The organism is Streptomyces sp. 2P-4 (assembly GCF_030167965.1).
Classification (GTDB): Bacteria; Actinomycetota; Actinomycetes; order Streptomycetales; family Streptomycetaceae; genus Streptomyces; species Streptomyces globosus_A.
On sequence record NZ_CP095011.1, the window covers coordinates 2412485 to 2434743 of the forward strand.

A 22259-nucleotide genomic window follows, 5' to 3' on the forward strand; every position below is an offset into this window, starting at 1 on the left:
CACGCCCCTCCCCCGCGACGGCCCGCCCGCCGGTGTGCCTACGGCTGGGGTTCGAAGTCCCAGTAGGGGCGCATCTGCTGGCGGGCGGAGACGGTGTGGACGTGCTGGGGGCCGAGGGTGCGGGTCAGCGCCCGCAGGCCCGCGTCCTCGTGTTTCTGCGCCTCCGCGTCCTCCCGTACCGATCGCAGGTCGGCGGCGAGGGCGATCTGCGCGCTCAGGGTCATCGGGTGGTCCGGGCCGAGGACCTGCTCGCAGTTGCGGAGTGTCTCGCGGCCGAGTTCCAGCGCGTCGTGGAGCCGGCCGGTGATGTTGCGGTGCCCGGTGGCGTTGAGGGCGCAGCCCAGCGTCCACGGGTGGCGTTCGCCGACGGCGCCGCGCATCCCGACCAGGGCCTGCTCGGCGAGGTTCAGCGCCTCGACCCGCTCGCCCTGCGCGCGCAGGACGAGGGCGAGGTTGCCGACGGTGCCGATGCTGTAGGGGTGGGCGAGGCCGAGCTGGGTCTGGTAGCCGCGGACGACCTCCTCGGAGATCCGCCTGGCCTCGCCGATGTCCCCGTACTCGCGCAGGTAGGTGGCGTAGTCGGAGGCGACCATCAGGGTCCAGGGGAACTCTGCGCCGAAGACGCGCGTGGAGCGCTCCAGGACGCTGCGCAGCCGGGCGCCGGCGCCGGGGATGTCGCCGGAGCGGCGCAGGCACATGCCGAGGTTGTGTTCGGCGCGCAGGGTCTGCGGGTGGTTGGGGCCGAGGACCTGGAGGTGGAGTTTGAGGCCCTGTTCCTGGCGGGCGAGGGCCTCGCGGTAGCGGCCCATCAGGCGCAGGCCCATGGCGCAGCCGATCCCGGAGGAGAGGGTGGCGATGTGGCGGACGCGCAGGACGCGCTCGCGGCGGCGCAGGGTGTCGAGGTCGGTCTCGTACGCCTCCTGGTAGCGGCCCAGCAGGCGCAGGACGACGGCGACGTTGTTCTCGGCGTTGAGGGTGGTGGAGTCGTCCTCGCCGAGGAGTTCGCGGTAGCGGGCGAAGGAGTGCTCCAGCAGTTCGCGGGCCTGCTCGAACTTGGCGGTGCCGAGGAGGACGCCGGCGTAGGTGCTGGTGGCGCGGAGGGTCTCCAGGTCGCGGTCGCCGCGTTCGGCGAGCATGCGGTCGGCGACGGACTTGGCGAGGATCTCGGCGCGCTTGAAGTGGCCGAGCATGCGCAGGGCGCCGCCGTAGTGGTAGCTGAGCTCGCGGACCTGGTCGTGGTCGTCGCCGAGCATCGCCCGCCACTCGTGGTCGGTCTGCTCGGCCAGGCGCAGGCAGGTGCGGTACTCGCCGGCGAGCATGAGGTAGCGCAGGCAGTTCAGGAGGAAGGTCTGGATCCGCGGGTTGGTGCTGGTCAGGACGCCGGCGCTCTCCAGGTGGGGGATCAGCTCGGCGAAGCGGGGCCACAGCCGGGAGTCGGAGGGCCGGCCGGGGTCGGCGGCGGCGAGGACCTGGCGGACGGCGCGGGCGAGGGGGCGGGCCTCCTCCTCGGAGAGGTTCTCGCGGACGATGCCGTGGACCATGCGGTGGAGTTGGACGGTCTCCAGCCCGCCGCCGCCCTCCTCGACGGCGAGGTCGGAGTATTCGAGGCGGACGACGGAGAACTGGACGAGCTTGTTCAGGGCGGCGTTCCAGCGGATCTGGTCGTTGATGAGCCCGGCGAGCTGTTCGGGCGCGTCGTCGACGGGGAACTCGCGCAGCAGCCGCAGCGGGACGGGCCCGGGCGCGAAGAACACGAACAGGCGGAGCAGGGCGAGCGCGTCGGGGAAGTTCTCCCGGACGTTGTTGAGGAGTATGGCCAGGGCGGTGGGGAAGGGCAGCGGGTAGTCGTCGGAGACGGTGACGGCCTCGTGGGAGTCCAGGCGGCGGCGCAGCAGCCCCAGGTAGTCGCCGACGGTCAGGGGCGAGTCGGCGAGCCAGCCGGCGGTCTGGTCGAGGGCGAGCGGGTAGTCCTCCAGTGCTTCGGCGAGCTGGTCGGCCTCCTCGCCGGTGAGGCGGTGGGCGCGGCGGCGGATGAAGGTGACCGACTCGGGCCGGGCGTAGAGGGGGACCTCGACGAGGCTGGTGTGCCGGGAGGCCCATTCGCGGTTGCGGGAGGTGATGATGACGTCGCCGGCGCCGGAGGGCAGCATGTCGGTGAGGTCGTCGGGGTTGTCGCAGCCGTCGAAGACCATCAGCCAGCGGTTGTACGGGGTTCCGCGCCGCAGCGCCTCCAGGACGGCCCGGATCTGCTCGCCGTAGCTGCCGGCGCCGCGCGGCAGGCCCAGCTCGGGGGCGAGGTCGGCGAGGCGTTCGCGGAGGGTGGGGCGGTCCTCGGCGGGGACCCACCAGACGACGTCGTACTCGGAGGCGAAGCGGTAGGCGTACTCGGTGGCGACCTGGGTCTTGCCGACTCCGGAGAGGCCGAGGAGGGTGACGATGGAGGCGCCGGGCGGGGCTTCGGCGAGGGCGGCGCGGAGCCTGCCGATGACGTCGTTGCGGCCGGTGAAGCGGGGGTTGCGGCGGGGGACGCGGCCCCAGATCTCGGGCGGGTCGTTGGGGAAGCGGGGGCCGCGGCGGCCGGTCTCGGTGCCGACGCGGTCGGTGGGCAGCTCCAGGCGGCGCAGGACGCGGTACTCGGCCTCGTACGCGTCGAGGCCCCACAGGTCGGTCTTCTCCAGGACGGCGACGGCGCTGGGCAGGGGGGCGTCGGTGAGGCAGACGGCGGCGAACCGGCCGGGGTGGTTGTCGTGGGCGGCCCGCAGGGCGGTGTTCCACTCCTGCTCGGAGTGGGTGCCGGCGGAGAAGTAGCGCTCGCTGAGGACGAGGAGGACGCGGCTGCCGCCGCGGGCGAGGTCGTCGAGGGCCTGGGTGAGGCCGCCGGCGGACTGGGGGTCCCAGCGCTGGAGGGCGACGCGGTGGCCGTGCTCCTCCAGCCGGTAGGCGATCCACACGGCCCAGGGCCGGTTGAAGCCGGCGAAGCTGATGACGAAGCGCTGCGGCCGCGCGGGGGCCGGGTCGCGTTCCTGCCGAATACCGGTGGTCATGCGGCCGTCTCCCTGGAATCCGGGCGGTGGACGGGGTTGAAAAGGTACCGCAGCCGACGGCCCGTCAGCCCTGTGCGGACGGGTCGAGTTCGGGGTGTTGCGCGTACCAGGCGCGGCGGGCCCGCTCGACGGCGCGGCGGGCGGCGGCGTACCGGTCGCCGGGTGGCGGCAGCTCGTCCATGGCGCGCTCCGCCTCGGCCATCGCGTCGGTGAACTCGCGTCCTGCGATGGTCAGTCGGGGGTGGGCGCGCAGTTCGGGCAGGACGGCCGCGACCTGGGCGCGGATGCGGGCGTGGCGGGCCCATGCGCCGCGGGATCCGTAGAGGGCGGCGCGCTGCCAGTAGCCGGCGAGGGCCAGGTGGGCGTACGTGCCGTGCAGCAGGCCGTCCAGGGGGCGCGGGTCGGTGCGCCAGGGGGCCCAGTGCCGCGGGGTCCGGTCGGCGGTGTGCAGGGGGAGGACGTCGGCGAGGGCGGTCAGTTTGCCGTGCTGGACCTCGTGGACGAGCGTGGCGGCCAGGGCGGGCGGGGCCTGGGCGCGGGCGAGGACGGAGCCGGCGGCGGCGGGCAGGGTGGCGCCGTGGGAGCGGGATCCGCCGGCGAGCGGGACGACGGAGCGCAGGAGGAGGGCGGCCTCCTCGGCGCGGGCGGTGTCGTAGCGCTCCAGGAGGGTGAGGGCGCCGGTCCACTGGGTGTCCCAGCGTTTGTGGCCCTTGGGGGTGAGGCGGCGGGCGGCGCGGACGGGCGCGGGGCGGGTGTGGCCCGCGGCGCGGTAGGGGTCGAGGTCGTCGAGGCTGGTGCGGCCGTCGGGAAGGGTGTGCAGGGAGAGGGCTGCGGGGTCGTCGGGGTCCCAGGAGCGCTCGGTGAGGGCGAGGGGGCCGGGCCGGGGCGGGCGGAGCACCCCGAGGGTGGGCAGGGCGAGGCGGCCGCCCGCGGGCCGCAGGACGGCCTTGAAGGCGATGCCGGCCCGCAGGGCGGCCGCGGCGGCGAGGGCGCCGAGGTGGGCGAGGTCGGGGGGCGGGCCGGCCGGGTCGTGCAGGCGGCGGAGGGTCTCCTCGGCCCAGACGCCGGTGGCGGGGTAGTGCAGGACGTCGTGGACGGCGTCGGGGGCGTGCCGTTCGGCCTCTTCCAGCAGGGCCCAGTGGTCGGCGGCCTCGGCGGCGCGGCCGCCGCGGGAGGAGGCGGCGTCGAGGATGGCCCGGAGCAGGACGAGCCGCTTGGAGCGGCGGACGTCGCAGACGAGGCGGCACCCTGCGGCGGAGGGCTCGGTCGAGGCGAGGGCGCGCAGGGTCGCCGAGGGGACGGTGAGGGTGCTCAGCGGGGCGGTCACGGGGCGGCCGCCCGGGTGGGGGCGGGCGCCTTGGCGGCGGCGCGGCCGGGCGGCGGCGCGGTGCGGCCGGGGACGGCGGCGCCTTCCTCGGCGGCCCGGTGCAGCGCGGCGGCGATGTGCCGGATCAGGGCCTGGAGGTCGGCGCAGTAGACGGAGGGGTTGCGGAAGCCTTCGCCGGAGCGGTAGCGGTGCGGGTAGTGGCCGCCGCCGCAGACCTCGACGAGTGCGCAGGAGCGGCAGCCGTCGGCGAGGGCGTCGAGGCCGAGCTGCCGGGCGGCGAGGCCGGGGTGGTCGAGCAGGTCGTCGAAGCGGTGCGTGTCCAGGCTCATGCCGGTGGCGGCGGCGCCCTCGTAGGCGGACTTCAGGGAGTCGGCCTGTTCGAGGGTGCCGTCGGTCTCGATCACGGCGGTCGCGGCGGGGGCCAGGCCGAGGGTCTCGGTGGCCGCGGGAAGGCCGAGCAGCAGGGCGATGATCTCCTCGAAGGTGCGGATGCGGGTGCGCAGGGAGTCCGCCTGCCACCAGCGGTCGAAGACGGCGGTGAGCCAGTCGGCGTACGGCGTGCGGTGCGGGGCGCTGCCGGGCGGCGGGGTGTTCCAGTTGGCGAGCGGCAGCAGCAGCGCGATGCCGGGCGGGTCGAAGGCGAGCAGGGACTCGTACGTGCCGACCGGGTCGTGGGCGAGGTCGACGACGCACAGGACGCCCGCGTACTGCTCGGGGTGGCGGGCGAGCAGGCGCAGGCCGCGGGCGGCGGCGCCGAACCCGGGCCGGCCGGCGTGGTCGACGCGGCGGGTGTTGTGCTCGGGCAGGCCGCCGTCGAGGCTGACGCCGACGCGGATCCCGGCGGCGGCGAGGGCGGCGAGGCGGCCGCGGGTGAGCAGGGTGCCGTTGGTCTGGACGGTCGCGGTGACGCGGGTCCGCGGGGACGCGGCGCGCACGGCGGCCCGTACGGCGTCGACGGGGGCGGCCAGTTCGGCGGGGGCGGTCAGCAGGGGTTCGCCTCCGTGCAGGACGAGGTCGACGCGGGTCAGGGCGTGGGCGGCGGCATGTTCGGCGATGCGCTCGGCGGCGCGGGCGGCGGTCGCGCGGGACATGGCGGCGGGCCGGTCGCGCCAGCTCTGGTCGGCCATCTCGTAGACGTAGCAGTAGGTGCAGGCCAGGTTGCAGCGGCTGCGGGTCTTGAGCACGAACTGCCGTATGGGGTGCGGGCGGTGGCCGGCGGCGCGCAGCGCCGGCACGTCGAGCCGGGCGTACGGCCAGGGGGCGCGGGCCCGGTGCGCGGACAGCGCGGACGGCGCCGCCCGGCTCCCGTCGGCATGGCTCACCGCAGGCACCTCCCTCCCCGGCCGCCGTGCGGGCACCCCGGCGGACGGTTGCATCCCTGCCCTGGGTTCGGCGCGGGCTAACGGCGGAAACGGGACAACTCCGAGTGCGGTGCGTGGTATTGGGGATGCGGTGCGTGAGCGGGCGCTCAGCTGGCGCCCGAGTCGAAGGCGTTGAGGATCTCGGCGGGGTGGGTGACGCGGTCGACGAGGCCCTCGATGACGCGGGCGAGGACGGGGTGGTCGATGCCGCGGAGGGCGGCGAGGTCGTAGCCGGACAGGTCCGGCAGCCCCGCCGGGCAGCGCCGCGCGGCGGCCTGGGCGGCGGCCGGGGTGGGGACGGGTGCGGGGGCGGGCGTGGGGCCCGGGGCCGGCGCCGGGGGCGGGGGTGGCTGCGGGGCCGGTGCGGGCCGGCGGGCCGGGGCCCCGCCGGCGGGGTGCGACGCCTGGTCCCGGGGGGATGCGGCGCCCGTGCCCGCCGGGTCCGTCCCGGGGTGTCCCGCCACTTCCGTCCGTGCGCTCTGCTGCCGAATCGCCATGGGCTGCCCGTCCCCCTGCTGGTTCGCCGTGTCCGTCGGGTGCGCTGTCCGTTCCGTGCCGCCGTTCGCTGCCGTCCCGGCCTCCGGGTCCGGTGCCTCGCCGGGTGTCACAGCCCGGCCTCCAGGGTGCGGACGCGGGAGCCGAGTGCCTCCCGCCGGTCCGCGGCCTCCTCGCCGAGCCGCCGCCACAGCTCCAGGGCAGAGCGGTAGGCGTCAAGTGCGGCCCGGGGCCGGGCCAGCCGCTCCAGCACCTCGCCCCGCAGCTCCTGGACCCGGGCGGCCAGCTCGACGGCCACCTCGCGCCGCTCGGCGCGGTCGCCGTCCAGGGCCGCCCGCCAGGCCCGCCGGTAGGAGTCCGCCGCCCGGTCGAGGCGGTCCAGGGCCCGGGTGTGGGCGTGGATCTCCTGCTGGACGTCGCCGTGCTCCCGCCAGGCCCTCGCCTGCTCCAGGGGGCTCCGGCTCTGCCGGACGGCCAGCTCCAGCAGGTACTCGGCCTCCCGCAGGTCCACCACGTCGCCCTCGTAGCCGTGCCGCAGCCGCAGCCCCTCGGCGAGCCGCACCAGGCGGTACGCGGACCGGCCGTCGGACTGCGGGACCGCGGCCCGGCTGTCGCGGAGCACGCGTACGGCCGCCGAGGCGAAGCGCCGGCCGCCCGCGGCGCGGGCCCGCTCCAGCAGGGCCTCGCCCCATTCGGGCAGCAGCTCCCCGTACGCCTCGCCGTCCCGGGGGATCAGCCGCCGGGCCCTGCCGTAGGCGTCGGCGGCCTGCTCCAGGGCCTCGGGGTCGCCGTCCCGCGCGTACCGGGCCCGGTGCACCCTGGCCCGGCAGACGAGGGCGGCCAGGCGCAGCTCCGGGTCGCCGCCGGGCTCGGCGAGGACGAGGTCGAGGTGGCCGGCGGCCTCTTCGAGCCGGGCGGGCAGGTGGCGCAGGGCGGTGGCGAGGTCGACGCGCAGCCGCGCCGCCTCGGCCGCGTCGGGACCCGGCTCCTCTGCCGCGCCGCCGTCCGGGCCGCCGTCGGCGGCGGTGCCGGGCAGCGCCGAGGCCAGGTGCCCTGCGGCCTCCTCGGCCAGCGCGGTGCGCTCGGCGGTGTCGCGCAGCCGGGGCAGCAGCGCCAGCAGGACCCGCCCGAGAGCGGGGCGCAGCACCCGGTCGGGGGCCTGCCCGGCGAGGACCTCCAGCGCGGCCCGCGCCTCCCGCAGCGCCCCGGGGTCGTCGCGCAGGTCGGCGATCCGGACGAGGGCCTGCACCCGCCGCAGGACGCAGTCCAGCCGCAGCCGCGGGTCGGCGGCGAGGGCGGCCGCGGCGGCGAACTCCAGCTCGGCGGCGTCCAGCAGTTCGGCGTCCGGGCGTTCGGCGAGGGCCCGCTCGTACAGCACCCGGCCGAGGAGGGCGCGGGCGGGCGCCGCGGCGAGCCCGCGCACGGCCTGTTCGGCCTCGGCGAGCAGCTCGGGGTCCCGCTGCCGGGCCCACAGCCGCAGCAGCACCTCGGCCAGCTCGCACTCCGCCTCCCCGTCGGCGTCCCCCGGCCCGGCGGGCGCCGCGACGGCGCGCCGCAGGACGGCGGCGGCCTCGTACAGGCCGCGCTCGGCGCCGCCGTCCGCGTCGTGTGCGGCGAGCCGGTCGCGGGCGGTGCGCACGGCCCAGGACCGCCGGGGCGGCGGGGCGGGCGGCTCCCGGTCGGCGGCGTCGTCCGGTACAGCCGGGCCCGGCAGGTAGCGGCGTACGACGCGGGCGGAGACCTCGGCGAAGGCCTGGGGCAGCCGCCCGGCGGGAACGCGCCCCTCCGGGTCGTCCTCGACGGCGGGCTCCCCGGTCAGCTGGGCGACGGCCAGGGCGGGGAAGTTGCGCACGCCGCGCCCGAAGTGCGCGAGGACGTACTCGGAGCAGTGCTTGAGGACGAGCGCGGCGTCGTCCCGGCCGAGCGGCCCGAGCAGCACGTCCTGCACGCCGGGGGTGAACTCGTACCACTGGCCGAGGTCGGGGCCGCGCCGCAGCAGCCCGCTGAGCAGGACTTCCGCGAGGTCGGAGGGCTCGGAGTCGGGCAGCATGGTCCGCTGGACGAGCCGCATGACGGGCAGCGTCAGCGGCGCGGCCGACAGGTAGACGGCGAGCTGGACGGCGCGCGGCGAGGCGGCGGAGCGGAAGCGGCGCACCAGCTCCTCCGGCGGCCGCACGGCCCGCGGCGGGGGGACGGGCGCGGCAGGGTGGTCGGCGAGGACGCGGCCCACCTCGGCGGGGACGGGCCCGGCCCCGAGCCCGGCGACGAGGCGGGCCCAGGCGCCGAGGGCGGTGGCGTTCGGCGGCAGGACGGGAACGGCGAGCCCGCCGCCGGGCCGGCCGTGGCGCGGCGGCCGGTCGGGCCGGAAGCGGAGGCGGCCGGCGCCGCCCTCGATCCGGGCGAGGGTGCCCCGCTCGGTCGGCAGCCAGCTGCGGTTCCACAGCCGCTGCGGCAGCGGCTGGACGACGACGCAGGGGGTGCACTCGGCCCAGCGGTGCAGCAGCCGCTGCGCCTCGCCCTCCCGCCACAGGGCGCCGGCGCAGTCGGAGACGACCATGGTCAGGGCGCGGCCGCTGGGGTCGCGGAGCTGGTCGCCGGAGCGCAGCCGGGTGCCGGGGGCGGGCCCGCGGCCGAGGGCGGCCCGGCCGTCGGCGAGCCGGTGCAGGTAGTGGACCTGGACGTCGCGGAAGGCGCCGAGGCGTTCGCAGACGGTGCGGAGCTCCTCGAACATGTCGTGCCAGACGGCCATGGACGGTGAGGCGTCCATGACGAGGCGGACGGTGGCCTCGCGGCGGCTCTCGGGCTGCATGACGGGGATGACGAGGCCGAGGGCGCGTGCGCTGGCCTCGGCGGTGCCCGGCTCGTCGAGGACCAGCCGGGCCGGCGGTCCGGGCGGGCGGTGCCGCTGGAGGGAGCGCAGGGCGCGCTGGATGTCGAGGATGCGGGGCAGGGCGGCCGCGCCGGGGACGCGTACGGGCACGCCGGTGCCGGCGGGCAGGGCGGCGGCCTCCTCGGCGGCGCCGCTGACGCGGGCGGCGTAGAACCGCACCGGGTCCTCGATGCCGGGGTCCGGCGGCGGGGGCTCCTCCTGCGGCGGCGGGGCCTCGCGGGGTCCGGGGCGGCGCAGGGTGAGCGGTGCGGGCGGGCCGGCGGGGGCCGCGGGCGGGCCGATCCGGCCGGCGAGCCAGAGGGCGTCGGCCAGCTCCTCGGCGGAGGGGTCGAGCCCGGCGGCCCGCAGCAGCCGTGCCAGGTCCCGGATGGCGGGCGGCGCCGGGAGCGGTTGCTCGGCGGTGGGCATGGTCTCACCTCGGGCGGTCGAGGCGCTGGATGAGGAGGTCGGCGAGGTCTTCACGGGTCGGCGGGGCGGCGTAGTGGGTGAGGTAGATGGCGTTCAGGAGCTGGTCGGCGGCGACGAGTTCGGACTGGGAGCGGCTGAGGAACTCGCGGATGAGGTCGGCTCCGAGGCGGGCGGCGTCCTCGCCGAGGTGGGCGCGGACCATGGTGGCGAGGCGCTTCTCGCCGGGCTGGCCGAGTTTGAGCTGGATGCAGCGGCGCAGCAGGGCGGCGGGGAAGTCCCGTTCGCCGTTGCTGGTCAGGATGATGAAGGGGAAGGCCCGGCAGCGGATGCGGCCGTCGCGGACGGCGACCTTGGCGCCGTCGTCGGTGAGGACGTGCACCTCCGGCTCGGTCTCGGCGACGCGTTCGAGTTCGGGCAGGGTGAACTCGCCCTCCTCCAGGACGTTGAGGAGGTCGTTGGGGAGGTCGATGTCGCTCTTGTCGAGCTCGTCGATGAGCAGGACGCGGGGGCGGAGGGCGGGCAGCAGGGCGGTGCCGAGCGGCCCGAGCCGGATGTACTTGCCGATGCCGGGGGCGCCGCCGGGGTCGCCGCCGCCGGCGGCGATCTGGACGTCCTGGAGGCGGGCGATGGCGTCGTAGCGGTAGAGGCCCTCCTGGAGGGTGGTCCGCGAGACGACGGGCCAGCGCAGGACGCGGCCGAGTTTCAGCTCGTGGGCGACGGCGTGCGCGAGCGTGGACTTGCCGGTGCCGGGGTAGCCGGTGACGAGGAGCGGGCGGCGCAGGTAGAGGGCCGCGTTGATGGCCTCCAGCTCCTCCGGTTCGGGCCGGTGCAGCTCGGCGGCCTGCCGGTGGGCGCCCAGGCGCCGGGCGACGTTGCCGTCGGCGGAGCGGGCCGACGGCGGCGGGTCGACGGGGGGCCCGCCGTCGAAGTCCCGCCAGGGCGGGGGTTCGGGCAGGGCGTCGATCCCGTCGTGCGGTTCGCCGACGCCCCGGTAGATCAGCCATTCCTCGTTCACGTCTGTCCCCTCCCGCCCGTCACAGGTCCCCCTGGAGCGGCTCGTCCTCGGGCAGGGCGCGGGCCGGGTCGTCCCAGACGAGGGCCGTCCCGTCCGACCAGTACGCGTCCGGGTCCGCCCCGTGGGAGCGGGCCCGCAGCGCCTGGAGCCGCACCGGCAGTGGTGCCCCGTGCCCCGCCTCGGTCAGCTCCTCGCGCAGCCCGCGGTGGAACGGCGCGCAGGACTCCCCCGGGTCCGCCGGGGGCCGCCGGGTGACCGCGACCCCGTAGCCGGCCTCGCGGACCGCGTGCAGGGACCCGAGGGTGGGCTCCTGGTCGGCGGCCCGGCAGTGCACCGGCACGGTGTTGTCGGCGAGGCCGTCCAGCCAGGCCGGGGAGGGGCTGCGGGGCCGGCCGTGCGCGCAGTCGGCGCGCTCGTCGAGCAGGGGCCCGCTCTGGACGCGGCTCCAGCGGTCGGCCCGGCGGTGGGCGGCCTCCGGGTCGTGCGGCGGGCTGCCGGCGGCGTGTGCGCCGCTTCCGGCCGGGTAGCGCAGGACGACGGGCCGCTGGACGCCGAGGGGGACGCGGCCGGTGACGGTCCACGTGTCGACGGGCAGCCCGAACAGCTCGGGGGCGACGGCCACTTCGAGGGCGGCGGGGGCCTCGTGGGTGTCGCAGCGCCGGAAGGCCTCGGCGAGGGAGTCGCGCAGCGCCTCGGGCAGGCCGGCCCGGGTGACGCGGACGCCGGAGCCGACGGGGGTGAGGCGGCCGGGGTGGGCGGGCCCGGCGAGGACGGAGACCCGCCAGTCGTAGACGTCCTCCCAGCCGTGCGCCCAGGCCTCCAGCAGGACGGACGGGCCCTGCGGCATGGCCTGCGCGGGCCGGCCGGGGCCGTGGGCGGGCCGGCCGGCGCGGGCGCGGCGGCGCCGCTCCCGCTCGGCGAGGCCCAGGTCGTGACGTTCGCCGAGTTCGCGGCGCAGCGGCCGCCACAGCCGCTCGGCGGTGGCCCGCACCCAGTCCCACAGCTCCTCGTCGGAGCCGGGGGCGGGCGGTTCGCGGTGGTCGGCGACGCTGATGTCGGTGGCGTAGCGGAGCATGGCGGCGGCCTCGCCGGTGCCGCCGGGCGGGTCGTGGAGCATGCCGAGGCCGTCGCGCCAGCTCAGCGGGGCCGGCAGGGCCGGGTCGGGTTCCTCGCCGCGAGCTGCCTCGACGAGGGCGCGTACGGCCTCGGAGGAGCCGGGCGGGGGTAATTCGGCGAGCAGCCCGCACAGGGTGGTGATCTCGGCGGGGGTGAGGCGGGGGCCGCCGTAGGGGTCGGCGGCGGGGAGTTCGCCGTGCACGTCGGTCCAGGTGCGGCGGCTGTCGAGGTCGCTGAGGTGCTCGTCGTAGTGGTACAGGTCGTGGGCCTGCATGACCCGCCGGTACAGGCCGATCTGCCCGGCGGCGTCCAGGGGCAGGGTGCGCAGCTGGACGACGGAGACGGCGAGCCCGCCGCCGCCGGTGTGCCGGCGGGCCTTGACGACGCCGACGACCTCGCCGCGGCCCAGGTCGACGACGGGGCCGCCGGACATGCCGGGCTCGATCTCGTCGTCGTCGCCGAGGCGGAGGGCGGCGCCGCCGGCGGCGGTGCCCCGCAGGCGCGTGGTGCGGCCGGTGATCTCGGGGATGCCGAGGTCCTCGGTGCAGCCGAAGTAGGCGACCTCGTCCAGGCGGGGCCGGGCGCGGTCGGTGAGCCGGACGCACGCGTGGGAGACCGGCGCGAGGACCCGTACGAGGGCCAGGTCGGGCAGATCCCACAGGGCGCGCCGGGCGGGGCGGCGCTCCTCCAGCCGCTCGGGCAGGACGCACTCGACGCGGCCGGTGACGGTGCCGGTGGTGCGGGGGCCGGAGGAGAAGGTGATGCCGATCTCTCGTCCCACCAGCCGCACCGCAGCACCCCCCTCGCCCACGACGTGGGCACACGTCAGTACCCAGCCGGGGGCGATGAAGAAGCCGCTGCCCCAGGTCGGGTGGTTCCCCCGGTCTCCATACCCGCCGGGGGCGGGGTGGACGCGTACGGTGGCTGCCTGGACGAGGGGTTCGAGGAGTTCGTAGGCGCGCGCGGTGCCGCCGGTGCGCCGGTCCAGCATCCGCACCCCCTCACGTTCGACGGCATTCCAGGCTAGCGCCGGGGCCGCGACGGGGGGAGGCCTTGCCCGGCCTGCGGATTATCCTGGCGGGAAACGTCCCCATGCACACCTTCATCACGCACGGAGCCCGACTTGTACTTCACCGATCGCGGCATCGAGGAGCTGGAGAAGCGGCGCGGCGAGGAGGAGGTCACCTTCGAGTGGCTGGCCGAACAGCTGCGCACGTTCGTCGACCTCAACCCGGACTTCGAGGTCCCGGTGGAACGCCTGGCCACCTGGCTGGCCCGCCTGGACGACGAGGACGACGAGGACGAGTAACCCGCGCCGGCGCGGCCCGCCCCCGCACCCCCGAACCCGCCCCCGCCCGCCGCCCGGAACCCCCGGCCGGCGGGCGCCCGCATGCGGGGCACAGCCCGCTCCCGCCGCCGCCTCCCCGGAAATGACCGAAATCAACCCCCCGGGCCGCACCGGTTGCCCGGGGCGGCTGGCTCAGGCGCGGCGGGGGCGCGGCTTCAGCGCTCGCAGCGGGGCGCGGTCGCAGGCGGGGTGCACCCAGCCGTCCGGCCGGGCCCCGGACGCCGAGTGCCGGATGATCCGGATCCCCTCGCCCTGCACCGGCCGTTGGCAGACGGCACAGATCCGCCCCGCCGGACTCATCGGCCGACCGCCGGGCGGGGGCAGGACCAGACGTCGGCGTCGAGGAGCATGGCTCCCTCCCGGCCGGTGACGACACCCCGGTAGACGGCGCCCGCCACGAGAACCTTCCCGCAGGCGACGCACACCCGACCGAGCGCCTGCTCGGCGGTCAGGTCCCAGAAGTCGTCGGGAAGCGGCGCGCTGTGGCAGGGGATGGGAGTGCGGGTCTCCATGGCGGTGCTCCCTGGGGCGGTGTCAACGGGTGGCGGGGCAGCAGCGCGGCGCGCGTCCTCGGTGGCCGGCGCGCGCGTGCCCTTCTGTGCGACCACCATGTCGGCTGACTTCCGGCCCGATCCACTACCGGGCCCTATAGGGCCGTCCTATATTCCGGCCATGGAGCCGGAGTCGGACGTCTGGGTGCACCACGACCTGCGCGCAGCCGCCGCAGCCGAGGACTGGCCGACGCTGCTGAGGAAGTGGCGGAAGGCGACCCGCAGCAGCCAGAGCAGGCTCGGCGCCCTCGTCGGGCTGGCACAGCCGGACATCTCTGCGATCGAGAACCGGCGGCGCGCGGTGACCTCCGTCGAGGTCCGCCGGCGCATCATCGAGGGCCTCGGCATCCCCGCCGAACTGCTCGGCGGCGCGGGCGCCGAGATGCCCTTGCCGTCCCTCGTCCTGCCGGGCCTGGTGGCCGATCCGGACACGGAGCGCCTACGGCACATCACCGCATCCGGGATGCGGCTGGACGCGGCCTCGCTCGGCGCGGTGGAGCGCCTGCTGGCCGAGCACCGCCGGGCCGAGGACACGCTCGGGTCCCGGGTCATGTCCGCCGTCGTGGCCAAGCAGTTCGAGGCGGTGGCCGGCCTCTACGACAAGGCGCGCGGCCCTCTCGCCGACAGGCTCGTGCGGGTGATGGCGGAGTACGCGCAGTTCCTCGCGTGGATGGCGCAGGACCAGGACCACACGGCGCCGGCCCTCGCCTGGTTCGACCGCTCCTACGACTGGGCCCTCGAATCCGGCCACGGCGACATGGCCGCCACGACCATGAGCATGAAGGCCCACGTCGCCTGGTCCCGCGGGCGGGCCCGTCGCACCATCCGCCTCGGGGAGGCCGCGGCATCGACGCCGGGGGCGAGCGACGCGACCCGCGGCCTGGCCGTGCAGATGGCCGGCCGCGGTCACGCCCTCGACGGCGACGCGGACGCGGCGTACCGCCGGCTCGACGAGGCGCAGCTGATCATCGCGAACGCGACCGACGCGCCGCCGTGGCTGTACTTCTACGGCGAGTCCTGGTTCGCGGCACAGCGCGGCATGGCGGACCTGCACCTGCGCGACTGGCGGAGCGCGATCGAGAACCTGAGGGCAGGACTCGCCGGGTTCACACCCGCCTTCCGGCGCGACCGGGCCTGGTACGGGGCATGCCTGGCCCGCGCGTACGCCGGTGCCGGAGAGCCCGAGGCGGCGCTGACGACAGCCACGAGCGTCCTGGCGGACGCGTCCGAGATCGGCCGGCCCCACGCCTGGGGCGAACTCCACAAGGCGGGCGGCCTGCTGCTCCGGCAGGGCGCCCCGGAGGGCCGACTGCTGGTTGCCGCACTTGCGGAACTGGACTGACGGGTACCCGTCGCCATGACGACGCCGATCAAGGAGGCATGTGATGCCGTTGACCATGCCGACCTGGCCTGACCTGCTCGGCTCGGCCGAGCGGACAGCCGTCCATCTGGAGATGCGCGACTCGTACGCCGTCGACTACGAGACCGGCCCGTTCGCCGACTGGAGGGCCGGCCACCGTCACAACCCCGCCGATCGGGCCTCCTGGTGGCGGCCCTGGCTGGACCTCGTCGCCGCGACCGTGGGCCGCGGCGTGGCCGTGCGCCGCGCACGCATCGTCTCCGAGCCGGTGAGCGAGTACACGCGCTTCCTGTACGACGGGACGTTCACCAATGTAGCGGCCGGGGAGGAAGTGCGCTGGCTGCCGAGACGGCAGGCCAGCACCCTGGCCCTGCCGGGGAACGACTTCTGGCTCATCGACGGCCGACTCGTCCGCTGGAACCACTTCACCGGGGAAGGCTCATCCGCCGGCGGCGAGATGAGCGACGACCCGGCCGCCGCCAAGCTGTGCGCCGACGCGTTCAGCGCGGTGTGGGAGCGCGCCATCCCGCACGGCCGGTACGAGATCAGGTAGGCCCGTGCCTGCGTCCCCCTCCTCAGCAGCGCAGGCCGCCCGCCGAGCAGTGGCTCAGCGGCTGCGCGGCCTGCACGTGGAGGCGGGGCTCACCGGGCTGGAACTCGGCGGACGGTGCGGCTGGACGCACTCCAAGTCCAGCCGCATCGAGAACGCGGTCACTCCGCCGTCGCCAGACGACATCCGCCGGTGGTGCGCAGCGTGCGGGGTGCCAGAGCAGGCCCCCGACATCGTCGCCTCGTCACAAACGGCAGAATCCCTCTACGTCGAGTGGCGGCGCCGAGTCCGCACTGGCCTGCGGCAACTGCAGCAGAGCTACGTTCCCCTGTTCCTCTCGACCCGCCTCTTCCGCGTCTACTCCGCGACCCTGGTACCAGGGCTGCTCCAGGCCGAGGGCTACGCCACCGGGTTGCTCCGCGCGATCTCGAAGTTTCGCGAGATCCCCGACGACGTGGCCGATGCTGTTGCGGCCCGCATGGAGCGCAACGCCATCCTGCGCGAGCAGGGCCGTCGATTCGTCATCGTCGTCGAGGAATCCGCGCTCCGCTACCAGCTCGCCGACCCCGAGGCAATGGCGGCCCAGCTGGGGTATCTCCTGACGGCCGCGGCCATGCCCGCCGTCTCGGTAGGCATCATCCCCATGGCACGGCAGCAGCGCACACAGTGGCCGTTGGAGACGTTCCACATGTACGACGACACCCTGGTGTCGGTGGAGCTTCTCGCTGCCCGGGTGACAGTGACCCAACCAGGCGAGATCGCGCTGTACGAGCGGGCATTCGCAGAGCTCCGGCGGATGGCGGTATACGGCCCGGACGCTCGCGCGTTGATCGTCGAGGCCATTGCAGCCCTCCAGCGGTAGGGCCGACGCAAGAGCCCCCTCCCGGGGCCGGAAGGGGGCCGTAAGAGACGCGGCTCAGGCGGCCTTGGTCTCCCAGAAGATGCGGTCGATCTCGGCGATCAGGTCGAGGGCCTTCTGGCCGGTCGCCGGGGCGTTCGACGCCTTGGCGGCCGAGAGGGCCTTCAGGGTGTCGTTGACCAGGGTGTGCAGCTGCGGGTACTTCTCGAAGTGCGGGGGCTTGAAGTAGTCGCTCCACAGCGCCGAGACCGGCTACATTCAGGCGGGGCTGCTTGAGGCGAACCTCGCCGACGCGCTCACGCGGCTCGGCGACACGGCGGCTGCTGAGACGTATGCGGCCGAGGCCGTCGCGGTGCAGACACACGAGCGGGGCCGGGTCCACTGGCGACCCTCTCGGGCTGCCAGTTGCGTGGCGGCAGCCCCGAACTGGCAGCGGGAACCGTGATGGCCATGCTCGACACCATGGAGAGCATGGAGTCCCGTCGGCTGCGGGACCGGCTCGTCACGGTTCGCGCGTCGATGTCCGCCCTCGGAGGCAGGGCGGCAGTTGACGTTGTGGAACGCATTGACGACACCCCTGTGTATTCCCCTTTGACCCTCCCGTGCGATGCCAGTACGCGGGTTGATGTTTCGGACTGTTGGTAATCACGCGGTCGGCTCGGGTGCCGAGTGGGTACGGCGAAGGGCTCACCCAAGCCGCATTTGGCGCTCTACCGCCAGCCGTCGAGCGAGACCTGCGGGCCTCCCGCGAGGTACCGGTGGAGGGCGCTGGCTGTGGTGTCCACGAATTCGTCGGGGATGGCGTCGGCGTCGACCCAACAGACCTGGGCGTGCTTGCGGGGTTCGCGGTTCTCGGGTTCGCCGGTCCATTCGTGGGCAGCGAAGACGACGGTGAGGAATCCGTTGGGGGCCTCCACGCCCCAGGCTCCGTGGATGACGTGGGCGACCTTGAGGGACTCGGGCTTCACCGTCAGGCCGGTCTCCTCGTACAGCTCGCGAACGGCCGTCTCGGTGATCGGTTCGCCCGGTTCGCTCTTGCCGACGGGAAGGTCCCACATGCCCTGGGCGAACTTGGCGTTCTCGCTGCGCTGGAGGAGGACGACGCGGTTGGTGGCCTTGTCGTGGACGATCACCGCGGCGACCAGCAGGGTCATGGATTCCAGGGCTGGCTTGAGGGCCTTCGGCTGGTCGTCGGTCTGCTGGGCCACGATGTTCCCTTCGTCGGGCGGTTGTTGGGCATGTTAGGCGAGGGCCTCGCGGGCGCGGCGGGCAAGATCGGCTGCGCCGGGCACCTTGCGCCGCTGGTAGACCGCGAGCGTGGAGCGGATCGAGGTGATCGCTTTGCGGGTGCGGTCGGAGGTCATGCCCTCCATGAGGACCAGGGCCTGGGTCCAGGCGGCGACGGCTTCGTCGGCGCGGGCCTGGGCGGCGAGGCTGTCGCCGAGGTCGGCATGGGTGAGTGCGTGGACGCGCTTGTACTTCTCGGGGTCCCAGCGGGTGAGGGCGTCGCGGTGCTGCTGCTCGGTACCGATGTGGTCGGCGAGATCGGTCAGGGTGCGGGCGGTGTGGCTGGCCACGGTGCCGGCGGCGGGGCCGCTGACGCAGGAGTAGCTGGGCTGGGGGCCGTCGTCCCGGAGGAGGGCGTCTTCGGCGGCGAGCAGGGCGCGTGCGGCCGACGAGTTCTCGTCGGTGGCGGCGTAGGCGCGGGCGTGGGTGATGTGGAGGAGGGCCTCAGTCTGGCCGTCGACGTGGCCGAGACCCGTGCGTAGGGCGCCTTCGACGAGGTCGACGCAGTGGTGGGGCTGCTTGAGGCTCAGGGCCTGGTGGGCGAGGGCGCGCATCATCCAGGCGGCGTGGCCGTGGGGGTCGGCTTCGCAGGCGAGCTTGTAGCCGACCTGGTAGTAACGCTGGGCGGCGCCTTCCTGGCCGAGGTCGTGGTGCTTCCACCCCGCGAGGTAGGCGAGTTCGGCGACCGCGCCGAAGGCTGCCCGGCGTAAGGCTTCGCTGGGGAAGCGTCCTCGCAGCATGGGGGCGGCGGTGTCGGCAAGGTACGCGGTGACGGTGGTCAGGCCGTGCCCGCCGCCGAGGCGCTCGTCGGCAGCGCTGAAGGCCGCGGTGATCTGCCGTACGACGTCCACCTCCTCTGCCCCGACCACGGACGTGCCGGTGCGGGCGCGGAGCATGCGGGCAGTGGCTTCGTGGTCGTATCCGAGCGGCATGGCGACGCCGGCGGTGGTGAAGGCCGCGATGGCGAGGAAGCGGCGGCGCTCGACGTCGGCACGGCCCAGGTCGGTGGCGGCGAGGACAGGGTCGGATTCCGCCGGCGCTTCGTCATCGCTGGCCTGGAGGCCGATCTCGGTCTGGGTGATCGTGCGCCCCGCTCGGCGGGACAGCGCCTCGGCGAGGTAATGACCTACCCGGCCGGACGGGGCACGGGTGCCGTTCACCCAGTGCGAGATGGCCGACTTGTTGGTCTGGAGGATCTCGCCGTTCTCGGCGGCGATGCGCCGCACGTCTCTGGCGAGAGCCTCGTAGGTGCAGCCGACCGCCGCGATGACGTCGCGCAGACAGGAGTTGGGTTCTCTCTGCGCCGCCACGATCGCCTCCACTCCGGAGCTGTAAACCGCGTATACCGCTTCAACTGCCTTCCACCGTACCCACTGAGCGTGACCACAGGTTCACTTATCAGCAGCCGCCCGGAACGGCACGACCGTGATCCAGGCTCCCCCTTGGTCCGGGCGGCACCCCGAAGTTCCGTACGCCCAGACCGGGCTCGGGCATTCCTGTGCCCGAACCTGGCCAATCAGAGACGGAGACACGGTGACCACCATCGACACCACGGCCATCACGGTCGAGCTGCCCGAGGCGTTCGACCCGCGCTGGAGCCGCCTGCCGGGCATCCAGGTCGACGGCCGGCGCATCACCATCGACCCGGCCGAGTACTTCTTCCGCTTCGAGTCGAGCACGTGGCTCGTCGCCGACTGGGAGCTGGTCAAGTCCCAGCTCCTCGACGTGGACGAGACGACCGAGAGCGCGGTCGAGCAGCTCGCGCTCGACTTCGTCAAGCAGCACAGCGAGTCCACCTCCGATGCCGGCCGCGTCCTGGCCACCGCGTACGAGGTGTACGCCTACATCTTCCGCGACGAGCACCTGGCCGGCCTCGGCCTGCCGCAGATCACCGCCGACCACCTGCGGATGCTCCGCGAGGCCGCCACGCTCATGGCGCTCAACAAGGTCGAGCTGGATGGGCACATCTCCAACGTCGGCCCGTGCTGGTTCTTCCCCGCCGCCACCTCCGTCGTCTTCGACCTGGACGACGAGACGGGCGGGATGCTCGACGAGGTCTACCACGGCGGCTGGTTCAACGAGCACCGCCGGATCGAGTCCATCAAGGCCCACGCCGCGCTCGGTGGCCGGCTCGTGCACGGCTGCCAGTCCGTGCCGGACCAGTCCGGCGGCGTGGTCGCGCCCTACGGTGCCTCGATGGCGAACTTCCGCGACGACCTCGCCGCGTTCAAGGCGGGCTGGATCGAGCAGGTCTACGCCCACCGCGTGAACCCCGCCGCGTAACCCACCCGATCAGGCTCCGGGGCGGGCCGGCATCCCTCGCCCGCCCCGGACGCCACCATCTCCCCGGAGCCCTCCCGTGACCACGAACCCCAGCGCCGAACTCCTCGACAACCTGCTCACCGCTACCGGCCAGACCACCGCCGTACGGGAGGAGGTACGCGTGTGGTCCATGTCCGGCGTCGAGCGCGTGACCTCGCCCGACGGCTCCACGGCCATCTTCAAGTACGCCAAGAAGCCGTTCGACAGCGAGGACCAGGCCCTCCGCCTGGCCCACACCCTCGGGGTACCCGTCCCCCGGGTCCACGCCTCCGCCGTCCTGGACGGCTGGCTGGGCATGCTCATGGAGGACCTCGGACCCTCCGTACGCGAGGCCGACGACCTCGACGGCGTCGCCGCGGCCGTGATCCTGCACGGAACCCGTACGGCTCCGCCCTTGCCCGTCCTCGACCAGGACCGGCTGCGCACGCTCCCGGCCCGGGCGCTGGAGCACCTCGAACGCCTGCGCAAGGCCGACCGGTGGCAGGACGCCGACGACGTCGAGGACGCGCTCGACAGGATCGTCCAGGGCGCCGAGACCCGCTCGGCCGGAGCGGCGCTGGAACCGTTCGGCTGGGTGCACTCCGAGTTCCACCCCACCAGCCTCCACATCGGCGAGCGCGGCTGGCGGCTGCTTGACTTCGCCCGCGCCTTCACCGGCCCCGGCCTGCTCGACCTCGCCAGCTGGCACGGCACCATCGAGCCCCTGCACCCCGTCCGCCTGCGCGTCTTCCTGGAGCAGTACGTCACGGCCGGCGGCACCCCCGACGCCCTCGCCCCGCGCGGCGGGCTCACCGCCGAGAACTGGGCCCTGGGCTGGCACCGCATGTGGGCCGTCGAGTGGTTCATGGAGCAGTCCATCCGCTGGATCAACGACCCGGCCACCGACCCCGCCTACATCAAGGCTGTCCGCCGCCACCTCACCGACGTTCTCCACCTCCTGGAGATCTGACGTGCTCGCCCAGGCATCCCCCTGGCACGCCCACGCCCTCCAGCGCACCGCCGCTGGTCTCGCCGAACCGCTTTCCGTACCCGCACGGATGGAATGGACCACGAGACCCGGCCAGGGGCCCGGAGCTGACGTCCTCGGCCCCGACCTGCGCGGCAAGCGCCTCCTGGAACTCGGCTGCGGCCCCGGCCACAACGCCGCCCACCTCGCCACCCGTCACGGCGCCCACGTCACGGGCGTCGACCTGGTCGGCCTCCAGGTCCGCCGCGCCCGCTCCCACTACGGACGGCTGAACAACCTCACCTTCGTCGCCGGCCACGCCCTCCACTACCTGCACGCCTCCGACGAACAGTTCGACGCGGTCTACTCCGTCTTCGGCGCCGTCGGCCTGGTCGCCCCTGGACTCCTGCTGCCGGCCATCGCCCACCGCCTCACGCCCGGAAGAGTGCTCGCCTTCTCCATCCCCCACCCGCAGCGCGGCGGCCGGAGCCCCTCGGGCGACGACCGGCCCCGCCGCGATTACGTCACCCTGCCCGACCGCACCCGGCTCCCCATCGCCCGGTGGGAGTTCTCCACGGACCGCTGGGAGAAGCACCTCAGCCAGGCGGGCTTCTGGCTCACCTCAGCCCAGGAGTTCCACGACCCCCGCATGGGCCACTGGCCCACCACCCTGCTGATCCGCGCCCGCAAGCTCTGACATCCGCTTCATCCGGACTATGGAGGACCGATGCGCCCGCCCTACCTGCTCCTCGACATCGACGGCGTCCTCATACCCTTCCCCGACGAGCACGGCTCGACCCCGGCCACCCACGCCCGCCACGACGTCGTGCCCGCCGACCGCAGCGCCGACAACCCGGTCACCGTCTGGCTCAATCCCGACCACGGCCACCTGCTTATGGACATCATCCGCACCGGCCTGGTCACCCCCGTCTGGTGCACCAGCTGGCGCCAGGACGCCACCACCCTCATCGGCCCCCTCCTGGGCCTCCCGCCCCTGCCGCACGTCGACCTCCCGCGTCCGCAGATCACCACCAGCCACCCCAACGGCTACCTGTGGAAACGAGACCACGTCGACGCCTGGCTCGGCGACGCCCCCGCCGTCTGGATCGACGACGACTTCACCGGCCACGACCACGCCTGGGCGGCCGAGCGCACCGCCCGTGGAGCGGCGACCCTTCTCGTGCAGCCCGACCCACACCGAGGGCTGCAGTCCGGCCACCTGACCGAGGTGACGAGGTGGGTCGCGCGGTTGCCCTCAGCCCGTGCGTCCTGACGACTGATGCCCTCGCTGCCACGGGCAGCGAGGGCATCAGCGTGCATTGCCGCAGCTCGTAGTTCCGCCCGGTGTGGGCAGGTCGTGGCGCTGGCGATGTTGTGTAG

Annotated in this window: 18 protein-coding genes and 1 pseudogene; 8 read left to right on the forward strand and 11 right to left on the reverse strand. The window is 74.8% G+C overall.

Translation table 11 applies throughout. The features are described 5' to 3' along the window. Positions 1–38: 38 nt before the first annotated feature. The 7 genes from fxsT to MUK52_RS10060 all read right to left on the reverse strand — a co-directional run bounded on the left by fxsT (position 39) and on the right by MUK52_RS10060 (position 12647). A complete protein-coding gene (gene fxsT / locus MUK52_RS10030; protein WP_114054150.1) occupies positions 39–3044 on the reverse strand; it encodes an FxSxx-COOH system tetratricopeptide repeat protein in 3006 nt (1001 codons plus the stop codon). Between the two features lie 64 nt (positions 3045–3108). Then, positions 3109–4371, reverse strand: a complete 1263-nt coding sequence (locus tag MUK52_RS10035) for an HEXXH motif domain-containing protein (RefSeq protein ID WP_284575658.1) — start codon at positions 4369–4371, stop codon at positions 3109–3111. Next, positions 4368–5693 (reverse strand): FxsB family cyclophane-forming radical SAM/SPASM peptide maturase, encoded by a 1326-nt coding sequence (locus MUK52_RS10040; protein ID WP_502963552.1) that lies wholly within the window; start codon positions 5691–5693, stop codon positions 4368–4370. The genes MUK52_RS10035 and MUK52_RS10040 overlap by 4 nt, the downstream gene beginning before the upstream one ends. Positions 5694–5839: 146 nt before the next feature. Continuing rightward, positions 5840–6229: an FxSxx-COOH cyclophane-containing RiPP peptide gene (gene fxsA / locus MUK52_RS10045; RefSeq protein WP_284575660.1), complete on the reverse strand. Its 390-nt coding sequence runs from the start codon at positions 6227–6229 to the stop codon at positions 5840–5842. A 107-nt stretch (positions 6230–6336) separates the two neighbouring features. Further along, positions 6337–9525, reverse strand: a complete 3189-nt coding sequence (locus tag MUK52_RS10050) for an SAV_2336 N-terminal domain-related protein (protein WP_114054146.1) — start codon at positions 9523–9525, stop codon at positions 6337–6339. Between the two features lie 4 nt (positions 9526–9529). After that, positions 9530–10540: an AAA family ATPase gene (locus MUK52_RS10055; RefSeq protein WP_114054145.1), complete on the reverse strand. Its 1011-nt coding sequence runs from the start codon at positions 10538–10540 to the stop codon at positions 9530–9532. A 19-nt stretch (positions 10541–10559) separates the two neighbouring features. Further along, entirely contained in the window at positions 10560–12647 is a 2088-nt protein-coding gene (locus tag MUK52_RS10060; protein WP_114054144.1) for a VMAP-C domain-containing protein, read from the reverse strand. 132 nt (positions 12648–12779) lie between these two features. On the opposite strand from MUK52_RS10060, the gene MUK52_RS10065 reads away from it, so the two are divergent. Further along, positions 12780–12965 (forward strand): DUF6104 family protein, encoded by a 186-nt coding sequence (locus MUK52_RS10065; RefSeq protein ID WP_010061466.1) that lies wholly within the window; start codon positions 12780–12782, stop codon positions 12963–12965. A 335-nt stretch (positions 12966–13300) separates the two neighbouring features. Here the strand turns inward: MUK52_RS10065 and MUK52_RS10070 are convergent, their stop codons facing one another. Next, positions 13301–13516, reverse strand: a complete 216-nt coding sequence (locus MUK52_RS10070) for a hypothetical protein (RefSeq protein ID WP_162793116.1) — start codon at positions 13514–13516, stop codon at positions 13301–13303. 160 nt (positions 13517–13676) lie between these two features. On the opposite strand from MUK52_RS10070, the gene MUK52_RS10075 reads away from it, so the two are divergent. From MUK52_RS10075 to MUK52_RS10085, 3 genes are read left to right on the forward strand one after another with little or no spacing between them, the layout of a single operon-like run. Next, complete coding sequence (locus tag MUK52_RS10075; protein ID WP_284575675.1) at positions 13677–14897, forward strand: helix-turn-helix domain-containing protein; 1221 nt, start codon at positions 13677–13679, stop codon at positions 14895–14897. A 43-nt stretch (positions 14898–14940) separates the two neighbouring features. Then, on the forward strand, positions 14941–15468 hold the full coding sequence (locus MUK52_RS10080) for a DUF6879 family protein (protein WP_114054141.1): 528 nt from the start codon (positions 14941–14943) through the stop codon (positions 15466–15468). A 4-nt stretch (positions 15469–15472) separates the two neighbouring features. Continuing rightward, positions 15473–16327 (forward strand): helix-turn-helix domain-containing protein, encoded by an 855-nt coding sequence (locus MUK52_RS10085; protein ID WP_114054140.1) that lies wholly within the window; start codon positions 15473–15475, stop codon positions 16325–16327. A gap of 54 nt (positions 16328–16381) precedes the next feature. Here the strand turns inward: MUK52_RS10085 and MUK52_RS10090 are convergent. The 3 genes and pseudogenes from MUK52_RS10090 to MUK52_RS10100 form a co-directional block, all read right to left on the reverse strand. Further along, a pseudogene (locus MUK52_RS10090) lies at positions 16382–16573 on the reverse strand (superoxide dismutase [Ni]); the annotation flags it as partial. 461 nt (positions 16574–17034) lie between these two features. Beyond that, complete coding sequence (locus MUK52_RS10095) at positions 17035–17532, reverse strand: NUDIX domain-containing protein (RefSeq protein ID WP_284575677.1); 498 nt, start codon at positions 17530–17532, stop codon at positions 17035–17037. A gap of 33 nt (positions 17533–17565) precedes the next feature. Continuing rightward, complete coding sequence (locus tag MUK52_RS10100) at positions 17566–18921, reverse strand: NsdA family TPR-like regulatory protein (RefSeq protein WP_284575678.1); 1356 nt, start codon at positions 18919–18921, stop codon at positions 17566–17568. A gap of 223 nt (positions 18922–19144) precedes the next feature. Between MUK52_RS10100 and MUK52_RS10105 the strand changes: the two genes are divergently transcribed. The 4 genes from MUK52_RS10105 (at position 19145) to MUK52_RS10120 (ending at position 22152) form a co-directional block, all read left to right on the forward strand. After that, positions 19145–19894, forward strand: coding sequence for a hypothetical protein (locus MUK52_RS10105; RefSeq protein ID WP_284575680.1), 750 nt, complete (start codon positions 19145–19147; stop codon positions 19892–19894). Positions 19895–19970: 76 nt separating this feature from the next. Beyond that, the gene (locus MUK52_RS10110; RefSeq protein WP_284575681.1) at positions 19971–20882 is read left to right on the forward strand and encodes a phosphotransferase family protein; all 912 of its coding nucleotides are present in this window, start codon (positions 19971–19973) and stop codon (positions 20880–20882) included. A gap of 1 nt (position 20883) precedes the next feature. Further along, positions 20884–21576: a class I SAM-dependent methyltransferase gene (locus MUK52_RS10115; protein WP_114054135.1), complete on the forward strand. Its 693-nt coding sequence runs from the start codon at positions 20884–20886 to the stop codon at positions 21574–21576. Positions 21577–21606: 30 nt separating this feature from the next. Further along, a complete protein-coding gene (locus MUK52_RS10120) occupies positions 21607–22152 on the forward strand; it encodes an HAD domain-containing protein (RefSeq protein WP_114054134.1) in 546 nt (181 codons plus the stop codon). Positions 22153–22259: the final 107 nt, after the last annotated feature.